The organism is Streptomyces sp. YIM 98790 (genome assembly GCF_011421595.1).
Lineage (GTDB): Bacteria > Actinomycetota > Actinomycetes > Streptomycetales > Streptomycetaceae > Streptomyces.
On the sequence record NZ_WTLH01000079.1, the window covers coordinates 1 to 20,650 of the forward strand.

19 protein-coding genes are annotated in these 20,650 nt (G+C 74.4%); 10 read left to right on the forward strand and 9 right to left on the reverse strand.

The genetic code is table 11. The features are described 5' to 3' along the window. The 3 genes from GQS09_RS14980 to GQS09_RS14990 form a co-directional block, all read left to right on the forward strand. Positions 1-1,007 (forward strand): proline/glycine betaine ABC transporter permease (locus tag GQS09_RS14980; RefSeq protein WP_165986562.1); only part of this gene is annotated, 1,007 nt, incomplete at its 5' end. Positions 1,008-1,149: 142 nt separating this feature from the next. Next, entirely contained in the window at positions 1,150-2,160 is a 1,011-nt protein-coding gene (locus GQS09_RS14985; protein ID WP_165986563.1) for a glycine betaine ABC transporter substrate-binding protein, read from the forward strand. Between the two features lie 193 nt (positions 2,161-2,353). Further along, positions 2,354-3,433: a glycine betaine ABC transporter substrate-binding protein gene (locus tag GQS09_RS14990; RefSeq protein ID WP_165986564.1), complete on the forward strand. Its 1,080-nt coding sequence runs from the start codon at positions 2,354-2,356 to the stop codon at positions 3,431-3,433. Between the two features lie 72 nt (positions 3,434-3,505). Here the strand turns inward: GQS09_RS14990 and GQS09_RS14995 are convergent, their stop codons facing one another. Together GQS09_RS14995 and GQS09_RS15000 are read right to left on the reverse strand one after the other, a co-directional pair. Then, positions 3,506-3,910, reverse strand: a complete 405-nt coding sequence (locus GQS09_RS14995; protein ID WP_313896146.1) for a DUF3017 domain-containing protein — start codon at positions 3,908-3,910, stop codon at positions 3,506-3,508. Between the two features lie 19 nt (positions 3,911-3,929). Then, positions 3,930-4,796, reverse strand: a complete 867-nt coding sequence (locus tag GQS09_RS15000; RefSeq protein WP_165986566.1) for a bifunctional methylenetetrahydrofolate dehydrogenase/methenyltetrahydrofolate cyclohydrolase — start codon at positions 4,794-4,796, stop codon at positions 3,930-3,932. A gap of 186 nt (positions 4,797-4,982) precedes the next feature. Between GQS09_RS15000 and GQS09_RS30390 the strand changes: the two genes are divergently transcribed. The 3 genes from GQS09_RS30390 to GQS09_RS15015 all read left to right on the forward strand — a co-directional run bounded on the left by GQS09_RS30390 (position 4,983) and on the right by GQS09_RS15015 (position 6,805). Continuing rightward, a complete protein-coding gene (locus GQS09_RS30390; RefSeq protein ID WP_165986567.1) occupies positions 4,983-5,498 on the forward strand; it encodes an RDD family protein in 516 nt (171 codons plus the stop codon). Between the two features lie 259 nt (positions 5,499-5,757). Beyond that, positions 5,758-6,432 carry an HNH endonuclease family protein gene (locus GQS09_RS15010; RefSeq protein WP_165986582.1) on the forward strand — a complete coding sequence of 225 codons (675 nt, stop codon included), beginning with the start codon at positions 5,758-5,760 and terminating at the stop codon, positions 6,430-6,432. Between the two features lie 112 nt (positions 6,433-6,544). After that, complete coding sequence (locus tag GQS09_RS15015; RefSeq protein ID WP_165986568.1) at positions 6,545-6,805, forward strand: hypothetical protein; 261 nt, start codon at positions 6,545-6,547, stop codon at positions 6,803-6,805. A gap of 76 nt (positions 6,806-6,881) precedes the next feature. Here GQS09_RS15015 and GQS09_RS15020 read toward each other — a convergent pair whose 3' ends face one another. Continuing rightward, the gene (locus tag GQS09_RS15020) at positions 6,882-7,430 is read right to left on the reverse strand and encodes an excalibur calcium-binding domain-containing protein (protein ID WP_243761432.1); all 549 of its coding nucleotides are present in this window, start codon (positions 7,428-7,430) and stop codon (positions 6,882-6,884) included. 364 nt (positions 7,431-7,794) lie between these two features. On the opposite strand from GQS09_RS15020, the gene GQS09_RS15025 reads away from it, so the two are divergent. Further along, the gene (locus GQS09_RS15025) at positions 7,795-9,060 is read left to right on the forward strand and encodes a hypothetical protein (protein WP_165986569.1); all 1,266 of its coding nucleotides are present in this window, start codon (positions 7,795-7,797) and stop codon (positions 9,058-9,060) included. A 153-nt stretch (positions 9,061-9,213) separates the two neighbouring features. Here the strand turns inward: GQS09_RS15025 and GQS09_RS15030 are convergent, their stop codons facing one another. The 3 genes from GQS09_RS15030 to GQS09_RS15040 form a co-directional block, all read right to left on the reverse strand. Beyond that, positions 9,214-10,035 (reverse strand): hypothetical protein, encoded by an 822-nt coding sequence (locus GQS09_RS15030; RefSeq protein ID WP_165986570.1) that lies wholly within the window; start codon positions 10,033-10,035, stop codon positions 9,214-9,216. Between the two features lie 104 nt (positions 10,036-10,139). Beyond that, positions 10,140-10,940: a hypothetical protein gene (locus GQS09_RS15035; RefSeq protein ID WP_165986571.1), complete on the reverse strand. Its 801-nt coding sequence runs from the start codon at positions 10,938-10,940 to the stop codon at positions 10,140-10,142. Between the two features lie 210 nt (positions 10,941-11,150). Next, positions 11,151-12,386 (reverse strand): GDSL-type esterase/lipase family protein, encoded by a 1,236-nt coding sequence (locus GQS09_RS15040; protein WP_313896147.1) that lies wholly within the window; start codon positions 12,384-12,386, stop codon positions 11,151-11,153. Positions 12,387-12,601: 215 nt separating this feature from the next. On the opposite strand from GQS09_RS15040, the gene GQS09_RS15045 reads away from it, so the two are divergent. Then, a complete protein-coding gene (locus GQS09_RS15045) occupies positions 12,602-14,095 on the forward strand; it encodes a CoA-acylating methylmalonate-semialdehyde dehydrogenase (protein WP_165986572.1) in 1,494 nt (497 codons plus the stop codon). A 119-nt stretch (positions 14,096-14,214) separates the two neighbouring features. Beyond that, entirely contained in the window at positions 14,215-15,624 is a 1,410-nt protein-coding gene (locus GQS09_RS15050) for an aspartate aminotransferase family protein (protein WP_165986573.1), read from the forward strand. A gap of 56 nt (positions 15,625-15,680) precedes the next feature. Here the strand turns inward: GQS09_RS15050 and GQS09_RS15055 are convergent, their stop codons facing one another. From GQS09_RS15055 to purN, 3 genes are all read right to left on the reverse strand, one after another. Then, positions 15,681-17,069, reverse strand: a complete 1,389-nt coding sequence (locus GQS09_RS15055) for an aminotransferase class I/II-fold pyridoxal phosphate-dependent enzyme (protein WP_207957850.1) — start codon at positions 17,067-17,069, stop codon at positions 15,681-15,683. Positions 17,070-17,324: 255 nt separating this feature from the next. Further along, complete coding sequence (gene purH / locus GQS09_RS15060) at positions 17,325-18,896, reverse strand: bifunctional phosphoribosylaminoimidazolecarboxamide formyltransferase/IMP cyclohydrolase (RefSeq protein ID WP_165986574.1); 1,572 nt, start codon at positions 18,894-18,896, stop codon at positions 17,325-17,327. Then, complete coding sequence (gene purN, locus GQS09_RS15065; RefSeq protein ID WP_165986575.1) at positions 18,893-19,531, reverse strand: phosphoribosylglycinamide formyltransferase; 639 nt, start codon at positions 19,529-19,531, stop codon at positions 18,893-18,895. Before purN ends, purH begins: the two co-directional genes overlap by 4 nt. A gap of 253 nt (positions 19,532-19,784) precedes the next feature. Between purN and GQS09_RS15070 the strand changes: the two genes are divergently transcribed. Next, positions 19,785-20,555 (forward strand): hypothetical protein, encoded by a 771-nt coding sequence (locus tag GQS09_RS15070; protein ID WP_165986576.1) that lies wholly within the window; start codon positions 19,785-19,787, stop codon positions 20,553-20,555. Positions 20,556-20,650 lie beyond the last annotated feature (95 nt).

Genomic DNA, 20,650 nt, shown 5'->3' on the forward strand with positions numbered 1-20,650 from the left:
GCCCGGGCGGCACCCGCCCGGCCGCCGCCCGGCCGCTGCCGCCCGCTGCGCTGCCGCTCGTCGCCACCGTGGCGGCCACCGCCGCCGCCTGGCTGCTCGGCCGGGTACTGCTCGGCCGGCAGGACTGGCCGGACGGCTGGACGCTGTCCATCGCCGGCCCGGTCAACGACACCGTGGACTGGATGGTGGAGAACCTCGGCTCCGGCGTTCCGCTGGTCGGCGGCACCCTCACCTGGGCCGAGAACTTCACCCTGTGGGTGCTCAACCCGCTGCGCGACGGCCTGATGGCCGTGCCCTGGTGGGCACTGCTGCCGCTGGCCGGGGTGCTCGGCTTTCTGGCGGGCCGCTGGCGCAGCGCGCTCACCGCGGTCTCCGCGCTCGCCGCCATCGGGGTGCTCGGGCTGTGGGACAAGTCCCTCAACACCCTTTCCCAGGTGCTGGGCGCCCTGCTGCTCACCCTGCTGATCGGCTTCGCCCTCGGCATCCTGGCCGCCCGCCACACGCTGCTGGAACGGCTGCTGCGCCCGGTGCTGGACGTGCTCCAGACCATGCCGCAGTTCATCTATCTGATCCCGGTGGTGGCGCTGTTCGGCGTCGGACGGATCGCGGCCATCACCGCTGCCGTGGTGTACGCGCTGCCGGCCGTGGTGCGGATCACCACCCAGGGGGTGCGGCAGGTGGACACCACCGTGGTGGAGGCGTCCCGCTCGCTGGGCGCCTCGCCCTGGCAGCAGCTGCGCCAGGTGCAGCTTCCGCTGGCCCGGGCCCAGTTGCTGCTGGCCGTCAACCAGGGCGTGGTCCTGGTGCTGGCCGTGGTGGTGGTCGGCGGCCTGGTCGGCGGCGGAGCCCTGGGCTTCGACACCGTCTACGGGCTCCAGCGCGGCGACCTGGGCGTGGGCCTGCCGGCCGGCGCGGCCATCGTCTGCCTGGGCGTGCTGCTGGACCGGATCACCCAGCCCGACACCGGCGCCTCCGGCGCCCGGGGCCGCCGGAGGTCCCGCTCCTGAACGGCCCCGGTCCCGAACCGGCCGCCCCGGTCCGCGGCACCGCCGCGGCACCGGCCGGGGCACCGCCGCGGCCGTGCCCTGCCGCTTTCCGAGCCGGGCCCGCCCGGCGACTTCTCACAACCCCAGCAAGGAGAAACAACCCATGCGAAACCGCACGCCCGCCCGCCGCACCGCCCTCGCCGCCGGCACCGGGGCCCTGGCCGCCCTGCTGACCCTGACCGCCTGCGGCGCCGCCGACACCGGCAAGCCCGACGCCGGCAGCAAGGACGGCGGCAGCACCGACGGCGGCGGCCAGGGCTACGACACGGTGGTCCTGGCGGAGCCGAACTGGGTCGGCGCCGCCGCCAACGTCGCCGTCGCCAAGTACGTGCTGGAGAACGAGCTGGACGTCACCGTGAAGGTGAACCAGATCGACGAGACCCTGGCCTGGGACGGACTGGACGACGGCTCCATCCACGCCATCCTGGAGGACTGGGGCGGCGCCCCGGAGAAGGAGCAGCTGTACCTGGAGGAGAAGAAGTCCGTGGTGCCCGGCGGCGAGCTGGGCGTGGTCGGCCACATCGGCTGGTTCGTGCCCAAGGCGTACGCGGACGCCCACCCCGAGGTGAAGACCTGGGAGGGCCTGAACGGCCTGGCCGAGGACTTCCGCACCGCCGAGTCCGGCGACAAGGGCCAGCTCCTCAACGGCGACCCCGGCTACACCAGCTACGACAAGGAGATCGTGCGCGAGCTCGGCCTGGACTTCCAGGTGGTCGAGGCGGGCAGCGAGGAGGCCCTGATCTCCGCCATCCAGCGCGCCGACCGGGACGGCACACCGCTGCTCACCTACTGGTGGACCCCGCACTGGCTGAACGCCGAGGTGGAACTGGTCGAGGTGGAGCTGCCGCCGTACAGCGAGGAGTGCTACGAGGATCTCTCCAAGGTCGCCTGCGCCTACCCGGACGTGAATCTGCCCAAGTACCTGAACGCGGACTTCGCCGAGAACGGCGGGAAGGCCGCGGAGTTCCTGAAGAACTTCCAGTGGGACACCGCCGACCAGGAGTACGTGGCCCAGCTGATCCAGGGCGAGGGCATGGAGGCGGACGCCGCCGCCGAGCAGTGGGTGGCGGAGAACCCGGACAAGGTCGCCTCCTGGCTGCCCGCCGAGGGCTGAGCCCCGACGGGTCCTCCCGTCCCACCGGCCTCACCGGCCCGGCCGGCCCGCCCGGCCGGGCCGGCCCGCCCGGCCGGGCCGGCCCGCCCCGCATGCACGGTGCAGCGGTCTTCACCGCCTCCGCTTCCCGGGGCCGACCGGTGTGACTACTGTGTCTGTGGAACGCCGACCGACACAGTGGAGACACGTCCAGATGAAGGCCAGCCGCCAGGGCCGCTCCGAGCTGCCCGTCCGGGTGCTCCTGGCGACTTTGACCACACTGAGCACACTGGGCATGCTCGGCGGCTGCGTCCCCGGCAACGCCAGGGGCGACGAGAGCGAGGAGACGGACGCCTCGGTCACGATCGGCTTCGACGGCGAGGTGATCATCGCGGTGCCGGGCTGGGCCGGCGGGCAGGCCAACGCCGCCGTCGCCGCGTACGTCCTGGAGCAGCAGCTCGGCATCCCGGTCAAGCTCGTCGACGCCGACCAGGAGCGGGCCTGGGACATGCTGGACTCCGGCCAGGCGCACGTGATCCTGGAGGACTGGGGCGGCAGCCCCGGCAAGGAGAAGCTCTACGCGCGCCAGCGCCAGAGCGTGGTCCCGGCCGGGGAGCTGGGCCCGGTCGGACACGTCGGCTGGTTCGTGAACAGCGACTACGCCATGGCCCACCCCGAGGTGCGCACCTGGGAGGGCCTGGCCGAGCACACCGACGACTTCGCCACCTCGGACACCGGCGACCGCGGTCGGCTGCTGCTCGGCCACCCGGACGACGCCACCTTCGACCAGAGCCTGATCGAGCAGCTCGGCCTGGACCTGACCGTGGTGGCGGCGGGCAGCGAGGAGGAGCTGATCGCGGCGCTGCGCACGGCCGACCGCACCGGCCTGCCGGTGCTGGCCAACTGGTGGCAGCCGCACTGGCTCAACGCCGAGATAGACATGACCGAGGTGGAGCTGCCGCCCTACACGTTCGGCTGCCGCACCGACCCGGAGCGGGTGCGCTGCGGCTACCCGGAGATCCCGCTGCGCAAGTACCTCAACGCCGGTTTCGCCGAGGCGGGCGGCCGGGCGGTGGAGTTCCTCCAGGCGTTCCGCTGGTCCACGGAGGACCAGAACGAGGTGGCCCGGCTGATCGCGGGAGAGGGCCTGACGCCGGAGGGCGCGGCGGCCCAGTGGGTGGCGGAGCACCCGGACCAGGTCGCCGCCTGGACCGGCCGCACGGTGGAGGACGTGCTGGAGCGGCTGGAGGCGGAGGCCGAGGACCGTCCGCCCGCCTCCCACACCGTCGGCTGAGCCCGGCAGTCGGCCGAGCCCGGGGCCGGAGCGCGCCGGGCGGCGGGCCCGGACGGCCGGCGGACCGCGGGGCTAATCGCCGGCGGAGAAGCGCAGTATGTTCTTCAGGAACGGCAGTTCCAGCCACGGGTCCGGCTGCGCCATCAGCGTCAGCACCACGATCAGGGCGCCCAGCAGCCCGTAGGTCATCACATCGGTGAAGCGGGACCGTACGGCCAGCATCCCCACGGCCGGCAGCACCAGGCGCAGCACGCACCCGCCGAGCATGGCGCAGCCCACGATCAGCAGCCCGATCCGGAAGTCGCCCACCGTCATCACCAGCAGGCCGGTCAGCGTGCCGGCCAGCACCGCCAGCAGCGGCCACTGCCGGATCGGCGCCGGGTAGGCGCCGCCCGCGGTGCGGCGGCCGCCCTGCGGTGTGGCGGTGTCCGTGGTCACCGCCGGGTAGCGGCGGGAGCCGCCCCGCTCCGTCGTCACCTCGACCACCATCCCCCGGTCAGTCCCGGCGCAGTCCGGCGGCCCGTTCCGCCCTCAGCACCACGTTCTCCAGCAGCATGGCCCGGGTCATCGGCCCGACACCGCCCGGGTTGGGCGAGACCCAGCCGGCGACCTCCCGCACCCCGGGGTGCACATCGCCCACGATCCTGCCGTACTCGTCCCGGCTGACGCCCACGTCGAGCACGGCCGCGCCCGGCTTGACGTCCTCCGGCTTGACCAGGTGCGGCACGCCGGCCGCGGCCACGACGATGTCCGCCCGGCGCAGGTGCGCGGCGAGGTCCCGGGTGCCGGTGTGGCACTGGGTGACGGTGGCGTTCTCGCTGCGGCGGGTGAGCAGCAGCGGCAGGGTGCGTCCGACCGTGGTGCCGCGCCCGACCACCACCACATCGGCGCCGCTGATCTCCACGCCGTAGCGGCGGAGCAGGTAGATGATGCCGTTGGGGGTGCAGGGCAGCGGCGCGGTCTCGTTGAGCACCAGCCGGCCCAGGTTCATCGGGTGGAGGCCGTCGGCGTCCTTGGCCGGGTCCATCAGCTCCAGCACGCGGTTGGTGTCGATGCCGCGCGGCAGCGGGAGCTGCACGATGTAGCCGGTGCAGGCCGGGTCCTCGTTCAGCTCGCGCACCACCGCCTCGATCTCCTGCTGGCCGGCGGTGCCCGGCAGCTCCTTCTGGAGGGAGGCGATGCCCACGGCGGCGCAGTCGCGGTGCTTGCCGGCCACGTACTTCTGACTGCCGACGTCGTCCCCGACCAGCAGGGTGCCCAGGCCGGGCGTGACACCGGCCTCCTTGAGGACGGTGACGCGGGTGGCGAGGTCGGACTTGATGGCGGCCGCGGTGGCCTTGCCGTCGAGAATCTGGGCGCTCATGCCCCCCATCTTCCCGGATGCCGCCGCCGGACCACCAATCCCGGCCGTCCGCCGGCCCGGGCACGCGGCCCCGATGCCGTCCGCGGCGCCCGGCCGCGGCACCGACCGCCCTGGACAAGCCACCGCGCCGGGCGGTCGAATGCCGGTACGAAAACCACGCGTTCCGACCTTGCGAGGAAGACCTCCGTGAGCCATCCGCCGCAGCCGTCGCAGCCCGGCTTCCCCGTCCAGCAGGGCCGCCCGGAGTGGCCCGCCGAGGCCGCCGCCGTCCCGCCGCAGGGGCCGGCTCCGGCTCCGCACGACTACGCGAGCTGGGGTGCGCGCTTCCTGGCCCGCGTGCTGGACGGCCTGCTGACCGGGACGGTGCCGGCCGTCGTGCTGCTCACCGCCGGCGACCGGGACGCCGGGTGGCCGTCCGCGGCCGTCGTGGCGGGCGGGCTGCTGTGGCTGGCCGGCCGGGGTGCCCTGTGCTGGATGCTGGGCGCCACGGGCCGCACGCCGGGGCGCGTGGCGCTGGGCATCCAGGTGCTGCGCCGGTCCACGGGAGGACCGCCGGGCCTCGGCCGGGCGCTGGTGCGCCAGCTTCTGGCCCCGGTCAATCTGCTGCCGTGCCTGCTCGGCTGTCTGTGGCCGGCCTGGGATGCGCGGAAGCAGTCCTTCACCGACAAGATCGTCGGCAGCGTGGTGCTCCGCACGGTCTGAGGCCGCCGTTGGCCGCCCGCCGCGTGCCCGGGGGCGGGTGCGGGTGCGGGTGCGAGGGCGGGGGCGAGGCATGAACGGGGCGGAGTTCTCCGGCCGTTGGCGCAACCCGCGTAGAAGGTTAATCGACTTGCGGAGAACTTGTCATGGACGCGTTACGTCCGGTCCGGACAATCCCTCAGGACGTCCCCCGACGAACAATTCTTCGGAAGGCAGCCTGATGTCCCGCACCCCCACACCCGTCCCCGCCCCCGCCCCCGCCATGTCCGGCGCCGGCATCACAGCCGGCACCGGCACCGGTGCCCGGAAGCGCAGCCTCCTGCTGGCCCTGCCGGCCGTACTGGCCACCGCGGCCATGCTGCTCTTCCTGCTCAGCCCGCCCGCCTCGGCCGCTCCCCCGCGCATCCCCAGCCTGTCCACCGCGCAGTACGAGCTCGGCCGGCTGACCGTGGCCGCCGAGGGCTCCACCGCCGGCTACTCCCGCGACCTGTTCCCGCACTGGCGCAGCAGCGGCGGCTGCACCGCCCGCCAGACCGTGCTGAAGCGGGACGGCTCCAACGTCGTCGTCAACTCCAACTGCCAGCCCACCTCCGGCACCTGGTACAGCCAGTACGACGGGGTCACCCTCTCCGCGGCCGGCGACGTGGACATCGACCACGTCATCCCGCTGGCCGAGGCCTGGCGTTCCGGCGCCAGCTCCTGGACCACCAGCAAGCGGGGCGACTTCGCGAACGACCTGTACTGGCCGCAGCTCATCGCGGTGAGCGCCGGCTCCAACCGCTCCAAGGGCGACCAGGACCCGGCCGACTGGCAGCCCCGCACCGCCTACCGCTGCACCTACGCCAAGATGTGGATCCATGTGAAGTACCACTGGAACCTCAAGGTGGACTCCGCGGAGAAGTCCGCCCTGCAGTCCATGCTCAACACCTACTGCTGACCGCCGCCCACCCCGGCCGGGCGATCCCGGCCGACGACCCGGCCGCAGCTCGGCCGCGGCTGCCACCCGCCCGGGTGGCAGCCGTGCTGAGATGTCGGCTATGACGGACATCATGAGCGGTACGACAGAACGCACCACGGTTTTCAAGGCCCCCCGGGGCGGCGTGATGACCCGGGAGGTCGGCGTCATCTCCGGAGAGCTGGAGCTGCTCACGGCGGCGGAGCCGGACGGCACCCTGGTGCTGCGCATCCGCTACGCGGGCGCGGCCGAGTGGTACACGGTGGACGGCGGCCCGTTCCGGCTGCACGACCCCCGCGACCACGAGGTGCTGCACGAGGTCCTGGTCTCCCTGCTCCACCGCCCCCAGCCCTGAGCGCCCGCCGCCCGGCGCGGTGTCCCCGGCCGCCACCCGGCCGGGGACACCGCGCCCGGTGCCCGCCCGGCCGCGGCTACTCGCAGGCCACGCCGTCGTTGTCCCGGTCCAGGTGCGAGGCGTAGCCGGGATCGCCCCGGTAGAGCGGCGTATCGCCCGCCGCCCGGGCCGCGGAGCAGTTCTCGTAGTACACGCTGCCGCCACCGCTGTTCCCGCTGCCGCCGTCACCGCCGCTGCCGCCGGACGAGCCGTCCGCCACCGCCGCCCGCTCGGTCACCGTCTCGGTGACCACCACCTCCACCTCCTTCGTCTCGGTGACGGTCGGGGCGGCCTCCGGCTCGGCGGTGACGGTCTCGGTCGCGGTGGCCGTCGCCGTGGCCGTGACCGTCGCCTCCGCCCCGGCGGCGGCCTGCGCCCCGTCCCCGTCGTCCCCGGTGCCGCCGCCGGCGACCGCGGCCCCGCAGCCCAGGGCCACCACATACGTCACCGCCACGGCCGCCCAGAACTTCGGCCGCCGGTGCATCGGCCGGGGATCGGGCTCCACGGGCCGGAACGGGCCCGGCTGCGCCCACTGCGGGCCGGGATGCTGCCCGGCCCACTCCGGTCCGGGATTCTGCTGGCTCATCTCAAGCCCCCCTTGGCTTGCCGCCTGCACTGCACTGTCACTCCCGGCCACCCGCGCGGCACCGGATGTCCATCCGTGACATGGGTCACACACACGCGGCCGGGAACCGCGCACATTACTCCTGTACGCCCGTTCCGTCCCCCACTCGCCGGCCACTTTCTTCACCGCTCGTGCGCACGCAGAACGCCGGCCTCCGCAGTCACCTCCGCAGTCACCTCCCCACGTCCGCCCGGAATGCCCGGCATTCCGCTTTTCCTCCTGGAGCCCGGCACGGAACCGCTCCCGGCCGCCCGTTAGGGTCGCTGCCTGTTGCACACATCACAGGCGGACCTTCGCCAGGGGTCCGCAACCCGGAGGGACGACAGTGAACTTCAGACGCACCGCGATCGCGGTCGTGGCCGCGGCGGTGGCGGCCCCGGTCGCACTCGCCGCCACCCCGGCGACCGCGCAGACCCCGGCGGCGGCCACCGTCACCTCGTTCGCGCAGGACGGGCACGGGGAACGGCCGGAACTGGCCGAGCCGGGCGTCACCGTCCAGGGCGTACCGGAGACGTTCGAGGCCGGCGGGGACCCCGTGGAACTGACGGTGCGGTACGACAACACCGGCGCCACGACGCTGTCGGACTTCACGGCGGTCCTCAGCGTCGCCGACTACGAGAACAACCTCGACGCATCGCACCTGAGGATCGAGGTCCGCGGCGAGGACGGTTCCTGGCAGCCGTACGAACTGACGGAGTCCGGCGCCGTGGTCTTCACCATCCCGATCGCCGAACTCGACCTCCCCGGCGGCGAGGTCACCTCGGTCGGCGTCCGGCTCGGCTTCACCGCCGACGCCCCGCACGTGCCCTTCTCGGTCAGCGCGCACGGCTACGGCTACGAGGAGGCGGGCGACCGCTTCGTCTCCGGCTTCAGCACCTCGTACGCCAGCTCGATCGGCTCCTCCACCGGCGGCAGCTCCGAGGGCGAGGAGGACCCGGAGACCGTCACCGGCCCCGCCATGTCCCTGGAGGGCATCCCCGAGGAGGGCTTCCGCGCGGGCGCAGACTGGCAGCCCCTGACCCTGCGCCTGGACAACACCGGTCTGGGCGCGTACCGGGAGTACGCCATCGGCCTCAACCTCGGGCGCGGGCTCGGCGAGGCCGACTTCCTCAAGGCCGGGCAGATCGAGATGGAGGTCCATGGCCTGGGCGACGGGAAGCCCGCCTGGCGTCCCGTGGAGGTCGGCGGCTCCGCCGAGGTCTTCGGGCTGTTCATCGGCCACCTCTCCCTGGCCGCCGACGAGCAGCTCGACGTGCGGCTCCGCCTGCGCTTCGCGGCCGACGCCCCGCCCGGACCGCTCACCCTGTCCACCCTGGGGCAGTCCACGGACCCGGATGACCACACCGTCTCGGACCACGTCCGCTACCGGACGCAGATCCTGCCCCCGGCCGCGGAGGACGGCAACGACCCGACGCCGGACGGCGGCTCGGAGGAGACCGCCGGGGCGGGCACGGACGGCGGCGGCAAGGACCTGGCCGAGACCGGCGCCGACGCCGCCACCCTGTGGGCCACCGGCGGCGCGGGAGTGGCCCTGGTGGCCGGCGCCGCGGTCCTCGCCGCCGCCCGCCACCGCCGCCGCACCACCGCCTGATCCCCCGTCACCCTCCCCCGGAGCCCTCAAGCCACGGGACGCCACGGGACGCCGCGGGACGGGGGTGGCCGGCGCCGGCATCCGCTCCGCCGCCGAGGACCACGCCCGTCCCGCCCGCGGCCGGTCCCGCGGCTCCGGGGGGCCGGGAGGCCGTCAGCCGGCGGGGCAGCCGGTGAGGCACCAGGAGTCCAGGGCACGGCGGTACAGCTCCCGGATCTTGCCCCGCTCGGACAGCGGGCCGGCGGCGAGCAGCGCGTAGCGGCGGCCGTCCGCGCCGTAGAAGACCTGGTCCACGGTGTAGCGGGGGCCGAAGCGCGGGTGGGTGTAGGTGAACTCCAGCTCGGCAGGGCCGAACGGGGCGGCATCGAGCCTGCTCAGGTTCAGCAGGCGGTAGTCCCGGAACTGGGCGGAGACGGTCTGCTCGACGCCGGCCAGGTTGTCGTAGGGGCTGGTCTCGGCGGCGGACTCGACACTGATCTGGATCAGGTGCTCGCGGTTGTCCGGGGTGTAGAAGATCTCCAGGTCGCTGACGTAGTCCCGCTCCCAGCCGTCCGGGACGGCCAGCCCGAACCCGGCCGGGTCCCGCACGTTCCGGTACGCGATCCGGGAGGGCAGCGGATGGGGCGGCGGTGTGGCCGCCTCGTCCGCCTCGCCGGACGCGCCGGGCCCGGAGGCCGGCTCGGACGGCGACGGAGTCGGAGACGGGGAGGCGGAAGGGGAGGGAGCGGGGGACGGTGAGCCGGAAGGGGCGGGGCCGGAAGGGGCGGGGCCGGCCTTGCCGTCCCCGTTCCACGGGGACTCGATCAGCAGGAAGGCCAGCGCGGTGACGAGCGCGGCGGCCAGGGCCGTGACCACCAGGGCCAGGGGCCGCGGCGGCATCCGGCGCGGCGGCTGCGGCGCGTACGGCGACGGGGGCGGTGTCCAGCGGGGCGCCCGGACGTCCGGCCCTCTTCCGTTCGGCTGGTAGCCGCCCATTTCTCCCCCTCCGCACCGGCAACGCGCACCCGAGAGGCGAGGGTAGTGCGTGACGGCCGGCGTCCGGGCCGGAAGTTGCGGCGTTGTGTCCGTACGGCAGGCGGTCAGGAGTCGCTGAGCAGGCGCTGGGTGAGCTCCTCCAGCTCCTCCAGTCCGGCCTGGACGGCCTCCAGTTCGGTGGTCAGCGGAGTGAGGTCGATGTCCGAGGCCGCGGCGTCGCCGGCGGCCTGCAGCGAGAGCAGCATGCCGCCGTGCTCGGCGGCCGCCTCCAGCCGCAGCGTGAGCGTCTCCACGGTGGCCACCAGCACGGTGCGCAGATCCTCCATCCGCTCCCGGGAGGCGGCACGTTCGCCCACCGCCCGGGCGGACGCCTCCTTGGCCCGGCGCACAGCGCCCTCCGGCAGGGACGCGGCCTCCCGCTCCAGCCGCATCTGCTCGCCGCGCAGTTCGCGGGAGTCCTCGCCGTCCGAGGTGGCGGTGTCGATCACGGTGACCGCCTCCACCCGCCGGGTGAGCTGCTCGGTGGCGGCGCGGGCGTGGGAGGCGGCGTCGGTGAGCGCGGCGCCCAGGGTGCCGTCCGCCGCGCCGCTGTCGCGGTGCGCCCGGAGCCGGTCGGCGGCGGTGCGGGCGCGGCGCAGCCACTGCTCGGTCTCGCTGAGCGCGAAGGTCTCGGGCTGGCGGGGCAGTTCGGTGATCCGGCCGCCGGTGCCGGGTGCCGGCCGGGTGCCGGTGAGCCGGGAGGCGATGAGGTAGGTGAGGAGCACGATGCCGAAGACCCCGGCGCCGTATGCGCCGGCGGTGCGGAGTTCCTCGTCCCGTACGCAGTGCAGCAGTGCGGCGGCGCCCGCGCCGATCAGCACCGCGGTCACGAAGCCGCCGAAGGTGCTCCCGGAATCCCTGCTCATCGCCGTTCCGCCCCCGCTCCCCGGTCCCGTGTGCTGGTGGACGCCTGTGCTGATGTGCCGGCCGGTCACAGGGTACGCGGGTTCCCGGGCCCGGCGGGAGGGCGGCGGGAGAGCGAACGGCCGCGTCCTGGCGCTGGGGACGCGGCCGTTCTGCGGCACGGGTGGTGGCAGCACCCGTGCCGGGCCCGGAGGGGACCGGACGGAAAGGGCTCAGGGCAGCACGCCGGAACAGCCCAGGGCCCCGGAGACACCGGCCCCGGCCGGCAGCGAGGCGATGAAGCCGTACGTCGCGGACTGCCCGGCGCCCAGGGCGCCGTTCCAGGAGAGGCTGCCGATGCGGATGCTGCCGTGCTCCGTGACGCCGGTCACCGACGCGTTCCAGAGCTGGGTGAGTTCGGCCCCGTTGTGCAGGGTGAGCGAGGCGGTCCAGGAGCCCCAGGTGTTCTCGCCGGCGTTGGTGACGGTCACCTCGCCCTGGAAGCCGCCGGGCCAGGATGACACCACGCGCCCCGAGGTGGAGCACCGGACGTGCGTCTCGGGCCGGCCGGCACCGCCGATGGCGCTGGACGTGCCGTAGAGGCCGCCGTCACTCCCGCCGGAGGTCTCGGAGCCGGTGGTGGTCGATCCCGTGGTGGTGCCCTCGCTGGTGCCCTCGCTCGTGCTGCCCTCGCTCGTGCTGCTGGTGGCTCCCTCGCTGGTCGTCGTGGTGGTGCCGGTGGTGACGGCGGCGCTGTCCAGGACCTGCGCGAGGGCCGGGAACCAGCGGGCGGCGATCTTGTCGTCCCCGGCGGCGTTGGGGTGCACCCCGTCGTAGGTGTCGGTCGCGGTGGAGAAGCCGGTCCACTGGTCCACCACGATCACCGGCGAGCGGTCCGTGGAGACGGACTGCGCCCAGCCCGGAATCCGCTCGTTGAAGTCCGCCACCCGCTGCGCGCACTCGCCGCACTGGCTCGGGTTCATCGGAATGATCTGCGCGACGAGCAGGGTGATGTCCGGGTTCTGCGCCCGCATCTGGTCCAGCAGGGTGGAGTAGGCGGCCAGGATGGTGTCCGGCGCGATGCCGCTCCAGACGTCGTTGGTGCCGAAGTGCATCATCACCACGTCCGGCCGGGTGGCCGACAGCCAGCCGGGAAGCTGGTTCTCCGAGGCGACCCGGGTGGCCAGGAAGCCGCCGTGCCCTTCGTTGTCCCCGTCGTGGGCCGCGCCGCAGCCCTGCGGCGGCAGGGTGCCGACGAAGTCGATGCCGGTGTAACCGGCGTCCTGGAGCTGGTTCCACAGCTCCGCGCGCCAGCAGCCCGGGGAGCCGGTGATGGAGTCGCCGAGCGGCATGATCCGCACCGGGTCGGCCGCCGCCGCCGGGGCGGCACCGGCCGACTGGACCAGGGCCGTTCCGGCGATCAGCGCCAGAGCGGCCAGGCCCGCTCTGAGGGCATGACGTATGCGCACTGCCTTCCACCTTCTTCCCACGGACCGCGAGACGGAGTGGGAGCGCTCCCAAAACGCCGGTTCCCATGAAGCCACCGGCCGGCCGTTCCGTCAAGAGTCCGAGCCGGCAAGCCGTTGCGGCCCGCCACCGGCCGCCGGCGACGCTCCGGAGCGCCGTTTGTGACAGTACAGACAGCCGTTGTCACAGCTTCCGGCCACACGACATGATTCCCGCCATGACCACGCGTATTCCCCACTGGATCGACGGCAGGCCGTATTCCGGGACCTCCGGCCGCACCGCTCCCGTCCGCAATCCCGCCACCGGCGCACAGACGGGTGAGGTGCTGCTGGCCAACGCCGCCGACGCGGAATTCGCCGTGGCCCGCGCCGCGGCGGCGGCCCGGGAATGGCGCACCTCCTCGCTCTCCCGCCGCGCCGCCGTGCTGTTCGCCTTCCGGGAACTGCTGCACGCCCGCACCGGTGAACTCGCCGAGCTGATCACCGCCGAGCACGGAAAGGTGCTCGCCGATGCGGTCGGCGAAATCCAGCGCGGCCTGGAGAACATCGAATTCGCCACCGGGGTCCCGCATCTGCTGAAGGGCAGCTTCTCGGAGCAGGCGGCCACCGGCGTGGACGTCCACAGCACCCGCCAGCCGCTCGGCGTGGTGGCCGGCATCACGCCCTTCAACTTCCCGGCCATGGTGCCGCTGTGGATGTGCGGCAACGCCCTCGCCTGCGGCAACGCCTTCCTCCTCAAGCCCAGTGAGAAAGACCCCTCGGCCTCCCTCTTCCTGGCCCGGCTCTGGCAGGAGGCGGGCCTGCCGGACGGCGTGTTCAGCGTGCTCCAGGGCGACCGCGAAGCGGTCGACATCCTGCTGCGCCACCCGGAGGTGCGGGCGATCAGCTTCGTCGGCTCCACCCCGGTCGCCCGCGCCGTCTACCGCACCGGCACCGCCCACGACAAGCGGGTGCAGGCCCTCGGCGGGGCGAAGAACCACGCCCTGGTACTGCCGGACGCCGATGTCCCGATGGCCGCCGACGCCATCGTCTCCGCCGCCTACGGCGCGGCCGGCGAGCGCTGCATGGCCCTGTCGGTCGCGGTCGCGGTCGGCGACGAGACGGCGGACGCGCTGGTGGCGGCCATCGCCGCACGCATCCCCCGCCTGAAGGTCGGGGACGGCAGCGAGCCCGGCACCGACATGGGCCCGCTGATCACCGAGGAGCACCGGGACCGGGTGGCCGGCTACATCGCTGCCGGTGCCGAGCAGGGCGCCGAGGTGGTCGTGGACGGCCGGACGGCCGACGTGCCGGCCGGCGGGTACTTCCTGGGCGCGACCCTGCTGGACCGGGTCACCCCGGAGATGACCGTCTACACCGACGAGATCTTCGGCCCGGTGCTGTCCGTGGTCCGGGTCCGCAGCTACGAGGAGGGGCTGGCGCTGGTCAACGGCCACCAGTACGCCAACGGCACCGCGGTCTTCACCCGGGACGGCGGGGCGGCCCGCCGCTTCCAGAACGAGGTGGAGGTCGGCATGGTGGGCATCAATGTGCCGATTCCGGTGCCGGTCGCCTACCACTCCTTCGGCGGCTGGCGGGCCTCCCTGTTCGGCGACGCCCACATGTACGGGCCGGAGGGCATCACCTTCTGCACCCGCGGAAAGGTCGTCACCACCCGCTGGCCGGACCCGGCGTCCTCCTCGGTCGATCTCGGTTTCCCCCGCACCCGCTGAGCACCGGCCGCTCCCTGCGCCGCCCGCCGCCGGGACCGCCGCCCGCCCCCGGCTGCCGGGCGCCCTCCGCGCCCGGTCCGCCGCCTGCCCCCGTCACCGCGCTCCGTGAGGAATCCGCCATGTCTCCGTCCACGCCGGACACCGCCGCTGCCGCCCTGCCGCCCACCGCGCCGGAACCGGTGCCCGACCCGGAGGCCGGTGCCCGGGTGCGGGCGGCGGACCGGGCGCACGTCTTCCACTCCTGGTCCGCCCAGGGCCGGATCGACCCGCTGCCGCTGGCCGGCGCCCGCGGCTCCTGGTTCTGGGACTACGACGGCAACCGCTATCTGGACTTCTCCTCCCAGCTGGTCAACGTCAACCTCGGCCACCAGCACCCGGCGCTGGTGGCCGGTATCCAGGAACAGGCGGCCCGGCTGGCCACCGTCGCCCCCGGCTTCGCCAACGACGCCCGCGCCGAGGCCGCCCGGCTGATCGCGGACGTCGCACCGGAGGGCCTGGACACCGTCTTCTTCACCAACGGCGGTGCCGAGGCCAACGAGCACGCCGTGCGGATGGCCCGGCTGCACACCGGGCGGCACAAGGTGCTGGCCGCCTACCGCAGCTACCACGGCGCCACGGCGGGCGCCATCGCGCTCACCGGCGAGCCGCGCCGCTGGCCCTCGGACACCGCCGCCATGCCCGGCGTGGTCCGCTACTGGGGCCCCTACCTCTACCGCTCCGCCTTCCACGCCGACACCGAGGAGGAGGAGACCCGCCGTGCCCTGGACCATCTGCGGCAGACCGTCACCGCCGAGGGCCCGCACACCGTCGCCGCGCTGATCCTGGAGACGGTGGTCGGCACGAACGGCGTCCTCGTCCCGCCGCCCGGCTACCTGGCGGGCGTGCGGGAGCTGTGCGACGAGTACGGCATCGTGCTCATCGCCGACGAGGTGATGGCCGGCTTCGGGCGCTGCGGCGAGTGGTTCGCCGTCGACCGCTGGGGGGTGGCGCCCGATCTGATCACCTTCGCCAAGGGCGTCAACTCCGGCTACGTGCCGCTCGGCGGGGTGGTGCTCTCCGACGCCGTGGCCGCCACCTTCCACGACCGCCCCTACCCCGGCGGCCTGACCTACTCCGGCCACCCCCTGGCCTGCGCCAGCGCCGTGGTCTCGATCACCATCTTCCGGGACGAGGACATCCTCGGTCATGTCCGCAGGCTGGGCGCGGAGGTGATCGGCCCGGGCCTGCACGAGCTGGCCGGACGCCACCCCTCGGTGGGCGAGGTGCGCGGCCTGGGCGTGTTCTGGGCACTGGAGCTGGTCCGCGACCGGGAGACCCGGGAACCGCTGGTCCCGTTCAACGCCTCGGGCCCGGACGCGGCACCGATGAACGAGTTCGCGGCGGCCTGCCGACGGGGCGGACTCTGGCCGTTCGTCCACTTCAACCGGACCCATGTGGTGCCGCCGTGCACCATCACCGCCGAGGAGGTGCGCCACGGCCTGGCCGTCCTGGACCGGGCCCTGGAGATCGCCGACTCCTACTGCGTCTGACGCCCGGCCGCCCCGCCGCCGGCACCCGCCCCTCCGGCACAGCGCCTCGCGGCGGCTCACCGGCCGCGGTCGCCCCAGGCGCCGGTGCGGGCCGCCGCGGCCAGTTCGCGGGCCAGCTCCTCGTGGCCGTCCCGGACCAGCCCGGCGGTGACCCGGATGTGGCTGCCGTCCCCGGGCAGCAGCAGGAACGGCGAGCCCGGGGCCACCCCGATGCCCCGGCCGGCCAGCCGTACCAGGGCCGCCGCCTCGTCGTGCACCGGCACCCAGATGTTGAGGCCGTCGCTGCCGCCGGCCCGCACCCCGTGCCCGGCCAGCGCCGTCACCAGGGCGGTCCGCCGGGCGGCGTAGGCGTCGCGGGCCACCGCCACCTCGGCCACCGTCTGCGGGTCGGTCAGCAGACTGAGCAGAATCCGCTGCAGGACCCGGCTGCTCCAGCCCTGGCCCAGCTGGCGGCGGGCCAGCAGATCACGCATCAGATCGTCCGGCCCGCTGAGTGCGGCCATCCGCAGATCAGGGCCGTGCGACTTGGAGAAGCTGCGGATGTGCACGGTACGCTCCGGAATCCACCGGCCCAGGCTGACCGCCGGAGCGGCGGCGACGGCCCCGGCCGAGTCGTCCTCCACGGCGAGCACGCCGGCGTCCGCCACCACCTCGGCCAGCCGCCGCCCGCGCTCCTCGCTCATCGAGACCCCGGTCGGGTTCTGGGCGCGCGGCTGGAGGAAGACGGCGACGGCCGGGGCCGGACCTCCGGCCAGGGCCTCGGCCAGCGCCCGCGGCAGCAGGCCCGACTCGTCCACCGGCACCGGGGTGATCTCCGCCCCGGCGTCGTCCAGCAGATCCACCAGCGCCGGGAAGCAGGGGTGCTCGACCACCACCCGGTCGCCGAACCGCAGCAGCGTGCCGGCCACCTGGTGCAGCGCGTCCATGGCGCCGTCCACCACGGTCAGCATCCCGGCCGGGTACGGCCAGTCGGCGCGCAGCACCTCCAGCAGCTCCGGCAGGACCGGCTCGTCCAGATAGCTCTGCGGGGTGCCGGCCGTGGTGAGCCGGGCGAAGGCGCGCGCCAGGGAGGGCAGCAGCTCCGCGTCCGGCACCCCGGTGGACAGGTCCAGGCCGAAGTCCGCGCCGAAGCCGTCCTGCCGGTGCAGTGCCTTGCGGTAGCGGACGGCACCGGGCGCCACCGGATCGGCCACCCGGGTGCCGCGGCGGCCCTCGGTGAGGATCGCGCCCGAGCGGGCCAGCAGCGACCAGGCGGCGCTGACCGTGGTGGGCGAGAGCGCGAGCTGGGTGGCCACCCGCCGGATCGGCGGCAGCCGGTCCCCGGGCCGCAGCGCCCCGTCCCGGATCGCGCGGCTCACCGCATGTGCCAGCCCTCGCGCGCTCCCCTGGTCCAGCCGTTCCTCGATGGCCGAGAGCAGTGCCTTGTCGCCGTCCGCGCCGCTCACCGCCGCGCTCCGTCCCGCCCGCTCGCGGCACCGCCGGCGCGGTGGGCCCGGCCGGCACGGCTTGGACGCGACATGACTGCTCTCACTGCCTCGGCGGTTCCGGGGGGACGGGTACGGCGCCCACTCTCTCACGCCCCTCCCCCGCCCGTCCGGGCCGTGGCCGGAGCCCCCGCGCCTGCTCGCGCGAGGGCTCCGGCGCCCTCCGGGATGCTGCCGCCGGGCCGGCGGAATCAGTGGATCGGTGGAAGAAGCGGATCAGTGGAAGAAGTGGCGGGTGCCGGTGAGGTACATGGTGATGCCCGCGGCCCTGGCCGCGTCGATGACCTCCTGGTCGCGGACCGAGCCGCCGGGCTGGACCACGGCCGTCACCCCGGCGTCGATCAGCACCTGGAGCCCGTCCGGGAAGGGGAAGAAGGCGTCCGAGGCGGCGTACGATCCGGCGGCCCGCTCCGCCCCGGCCCGCTGCACCGCCAGCCGGGCGGAGTCCACCCGGTTGACCTGGCCCATGCCGACGCCGACCGAGGCACCGTCCCTGGCCAGCAGGATGGCGTTGGACTTCACCGCCCGGCAGGCCCGCCAGGCGAAGGCCAGCCCGGCCAGCCCCGCCTCGTCCAGCGGCTCACCGGCCGCCAGCGTCCAGCGGGCCGGGTCGTCGCCCTCCGCCTGGAAGACGTCCCGCTCCTGCACCAGCAGGCCGCCCTCGACCGGCCGCAGCTCGCGGCGCACGGCGGGGGCCTCCGGGCAGCGCAGCACCCGGATGTTCTTCTTCCGGGTGAGCACCGACAGCGCGCCGTCCTCGTACTCCGGGGCGATGATCACCTCGGTGAAGACCTCCGCGACCTGCTCGGCCATGGCCACCGACACCGGGCGGTTGACCGCGATCACCCCGCCGAAGGCCGAGACCGGGTCGCAGGCGTGCGCCTTGCGGTGCGCCTCGGCCGCATCGGCGCCCAGCGCGATGCCGCACGGGTTGGCGTGCTTGATGATCGCCACGCACGGCCGGTCGTGGTCGTAGGCGGCGCGGCGCGCGGCCTCGGTGTCCACATAGTTGTTGTAGGACATCTCCTTGCCGTGCAGCTGCTCGGCGGCGGCCAGGCCGGTGCCGCTGCCGTCGCTGTACAGCGCGGCCGGCTGGTGCGGGTTCTCGCCGTAGCGCAGCACGTGCTGCCGTGTGAAGGCGATGCCCGCGAAGTCCGGCAGCGGTGCCGAGTCCGGGGCGTAGTCCCCGGCGAACCAGGACGCCACCGCCGCGTCGTAGGCGGCGGTGTGCTGGAACGCCTCGGCCGCCAGCCGCTTGCGGGCGGCCAGGTCGAAGCCGCCCCCGGCGGCCGCCTGCAGCACATCGCCGTACCGCTCGGGATTGACCACCACGGCCACCGAGGGATGGTTCTTGGCGGCGGCCCGCACCATGGAGGGCCCGCCGATGTCGATCTGCTCCACGCACTGGTCCGGCGCGGCCCCGGAGGCGACCGTCTCCCGGAAGGGGTAGAGGTTCACCACCACCAGGTCGAACGGTTCCACGCCCAGCTCCTCCAGCTGCTGCCGGTGGCCGGCCAGGCGGCGGTCGGCCAGGATGCCCGCGTGCACCCGGGGGTGCAGGGTCTTCACCCGGCCGTCCAGGCACTCCGGGAAGCCGGTCAGTTCCTCCACCGGGGTCACCGGCACCCCGGCGTCCGCGATCCGGCGGGCCGTGGAGCCCGTGGAGACGAGCGCCACGCCCGCCGCGTGCAGACCCCGGGCCAGCTCCTCCAGCCCGGTCTTGTCGTAAACGCTCACCAGCGCGCGCCGGATGGGCAGCTTCTCAGCTCCGACAGCTTCGGCCGTCACGGGATAAGTACCTTTCGTCCCTGAATGCGGTAGCCGTCGCGGGCCAGTCGGCCGACGGCTTCGACGAGCAGTCCTCGCTCGACTTCCTTGATCCGCTCGTGCAGCGCCGCTTCGTCGTCCTCCGGCCGGACCTCCACCGCGCCCTGGGCGATGATCGGGCCGGTGTCGACACCCTCGTCGACGAAGTGGACGGTGCATCCGGTCACCTTCACGCCGTACGCGAGCGCGTCGCGCACCCCGTGGGCGCCCGGGAAGCTGGGCAGCAGAGCGGGATGGGTGTTGACGGTGCGCCCGCCGAACCGGGCGAGGAAACGCGGCCCCAGGATTTTCATGAATCCGGCCGAGACCACCAGGTCGGGCTCGTACCCGGCGGTCGCCTCGGTCAGCGCCCGGTCCCAGCCGGCGCGCTCCGGGTAGTCCCGCACCCGGCGCACGAACACCGGCAGCCCGGCCGCGCGCGCCCGCTCCAGCCCGGCGATGCCGTCCCGGTCCGCGCCCACGGCCACCACCTCGGCGCCGTACGCCTTGGCGCCGCGCTCCGCCACGGCATCCAGCAGGGCCTGGAGGTTGGTCCCCGAGCCGGAGACGAGGACGACGAGACGCGCGGGGGATTCGGCGTCGTGCGCAGCGGCCACGGCGGATTGCTCTCTGTGCGGGGTCTTCGATTCTCCTGACGGAAAGCGGAGCCGGACCGGCCGCTCTGCCGGATGCTCCGCCGGCCGCCGTGGAAAGACCTGAAGACCAGCGGCCACGGGCCACGATACCGGCAGCACATGCCGCCCCCGTGCGACGGGGAGCGCGCCGCCCCGGTACGGTCGAAGGCCACGACCGCCCTCCAGGATCACCGGCGCGCCGCCACCGCGGACGCCACGCAGGGGACAGACACACATGAGCGACCGACGCCGCGCCGCCGCCGAGACGAACGGCCGGAACAGCGAGGAGCACAACCCCTTCGCGCCGCCGCCCGAGGGCGCCCCCGACCGCCCGTGGCGGCCGCGCGGCGAGGACCGCGACGGCGGGCCCGGCCGCGACCGGGACCCGGACGCCCCGGAGGAGGACCCGGGCCGGGAGGAACAGAACCGCGGCTGGGGCAGCCAGTGGAGCCGCCGCCAGCCGCAGCGCCAGTCCGGCCCCTTCGGCCAGCCGCCCGGCCGGCCCGGCGGGCGCAACGGCGGGTTCCGCCCGGAACGCCGCTGGGATCCCTCCGACCCCAAGCAGCGCCGCGCCCGCTACGCCCTGCTGGCCGGCATGTGGGGGGTGGTGGTCGCCTGGCTCGGCGTGGACTGGCTGGCCGTGCTCCTCGGCGCCTTCGGTCTCTACTGGGGCATCGACGCCCTGCTCAAGCCCAAGCCGGAGGGCGCCGCCGCGGCGCCCGCCGCGGTCCGCGACTCCGCGGCCGGGACCGGCCGCGGCGACCGCGGTGACCGGGAGGGCGGGGGCGGCGGCGCGGCTCCCGGCCGCCGCCCGCAGGTCCCCCAGGCCACCGTCGGCATCGTGCTGGCCTCCCTGGCGCTGGGCATCGTGGCCCTGCAGTTCACCGTGCAGATGATCTACAAGGACTACTTCATCTGCGTCGAGGACGCCCTCACCACCGCCTCCCGGGAATCCTGCGAGGAGCTCATCCCCACCTGGCTGGAGGAGTACCTCGACCCGGAGTGAGCCCCGGGGACCGGCGCGTCCGCGCGCCCGGCGGGGGCCCGCCGGCGGGCTCCGTCCGGCCTGCCCGGACCGCGTCAGGAACGGCTGCGGCAGGC

Coding starts and splice junctions, on each gene's coding strand:
- GQS09_RS14985 (WP_165986563.1), top strand. CDS start 1,150: ATGCGAAACCGCACGCCCGCCCGCCGCACCGCCCTCGCCGCCGGCACC.
- GQS09_RS14990 (WP_165986564.1), top strand. CDS start 2,354: ATGAAGGCCAGCCGCCAGGGCCGCTCCGAGCTGCCCGTCCGGGTGCTC.
- GQS09_RS15000 (WP_165986566.1), bottom strand. CDS start 4,796: ATGAGCGCCCAGATTCTCGACGGCAAGGCCACCGCGGCCGCCATCAAG.
- GQS09_RS15010 (WP_165986582.1), top strand. CDS start 5,758: ATGTCCGGCGCCGGCATCACAGCCGGCACCGGCACCGGTGCCCGGAAG.
- GQS09_RS15015 (WP_165986568.1), top strand. CDS start 6,545: ATGAGCGGTACGACAGAACGCACCACGGTTTTCAAGGCCCCCCGGGGC.
- GQS09_RS15020 (WP_243761432.1), bottom strand. CDS start 7,430: ATGAGCCAGCAGAATCCCGGACCGGAGTGGGCCGGGCAGCATCCCGGC.
- GQS09_RS15030 (WP_165986570.1), bottom strand. CDS start 10,035: ATGGGCGGCTACCAGCCGAACGGAAGAGGGCCGGACGTCCGGGCGCCC.
- GQS09_RS15035 (WP_165986571.1), bottom strand. CDS start 10,940: ATGAGCAGGGATTCCGGGAGCACCTTCGGCGGCTTCGTGACCGCGGTG.
- GQS09_RS15045 (WP_165986572.1), top strand. CDS start 12,602: ATGACCACGCGTATTCCCCACTGGATCGACGGCAGGCCGTATTCCGGG.
- GQS09_RS15050 (WP_165986573.1), top strand. CDS start 14,215: ATGTCTCCGTCCACGCCGGACACCGCCGCTGCCGCCCTGCCGCCCACC.
- GQS09_RS15070 (WP_165986576.1), top strand. CDS start 19,785: ATGAGCGACCGACGCCGCGCCGCCGCCGAGACGAACGGCCGGAACAGC.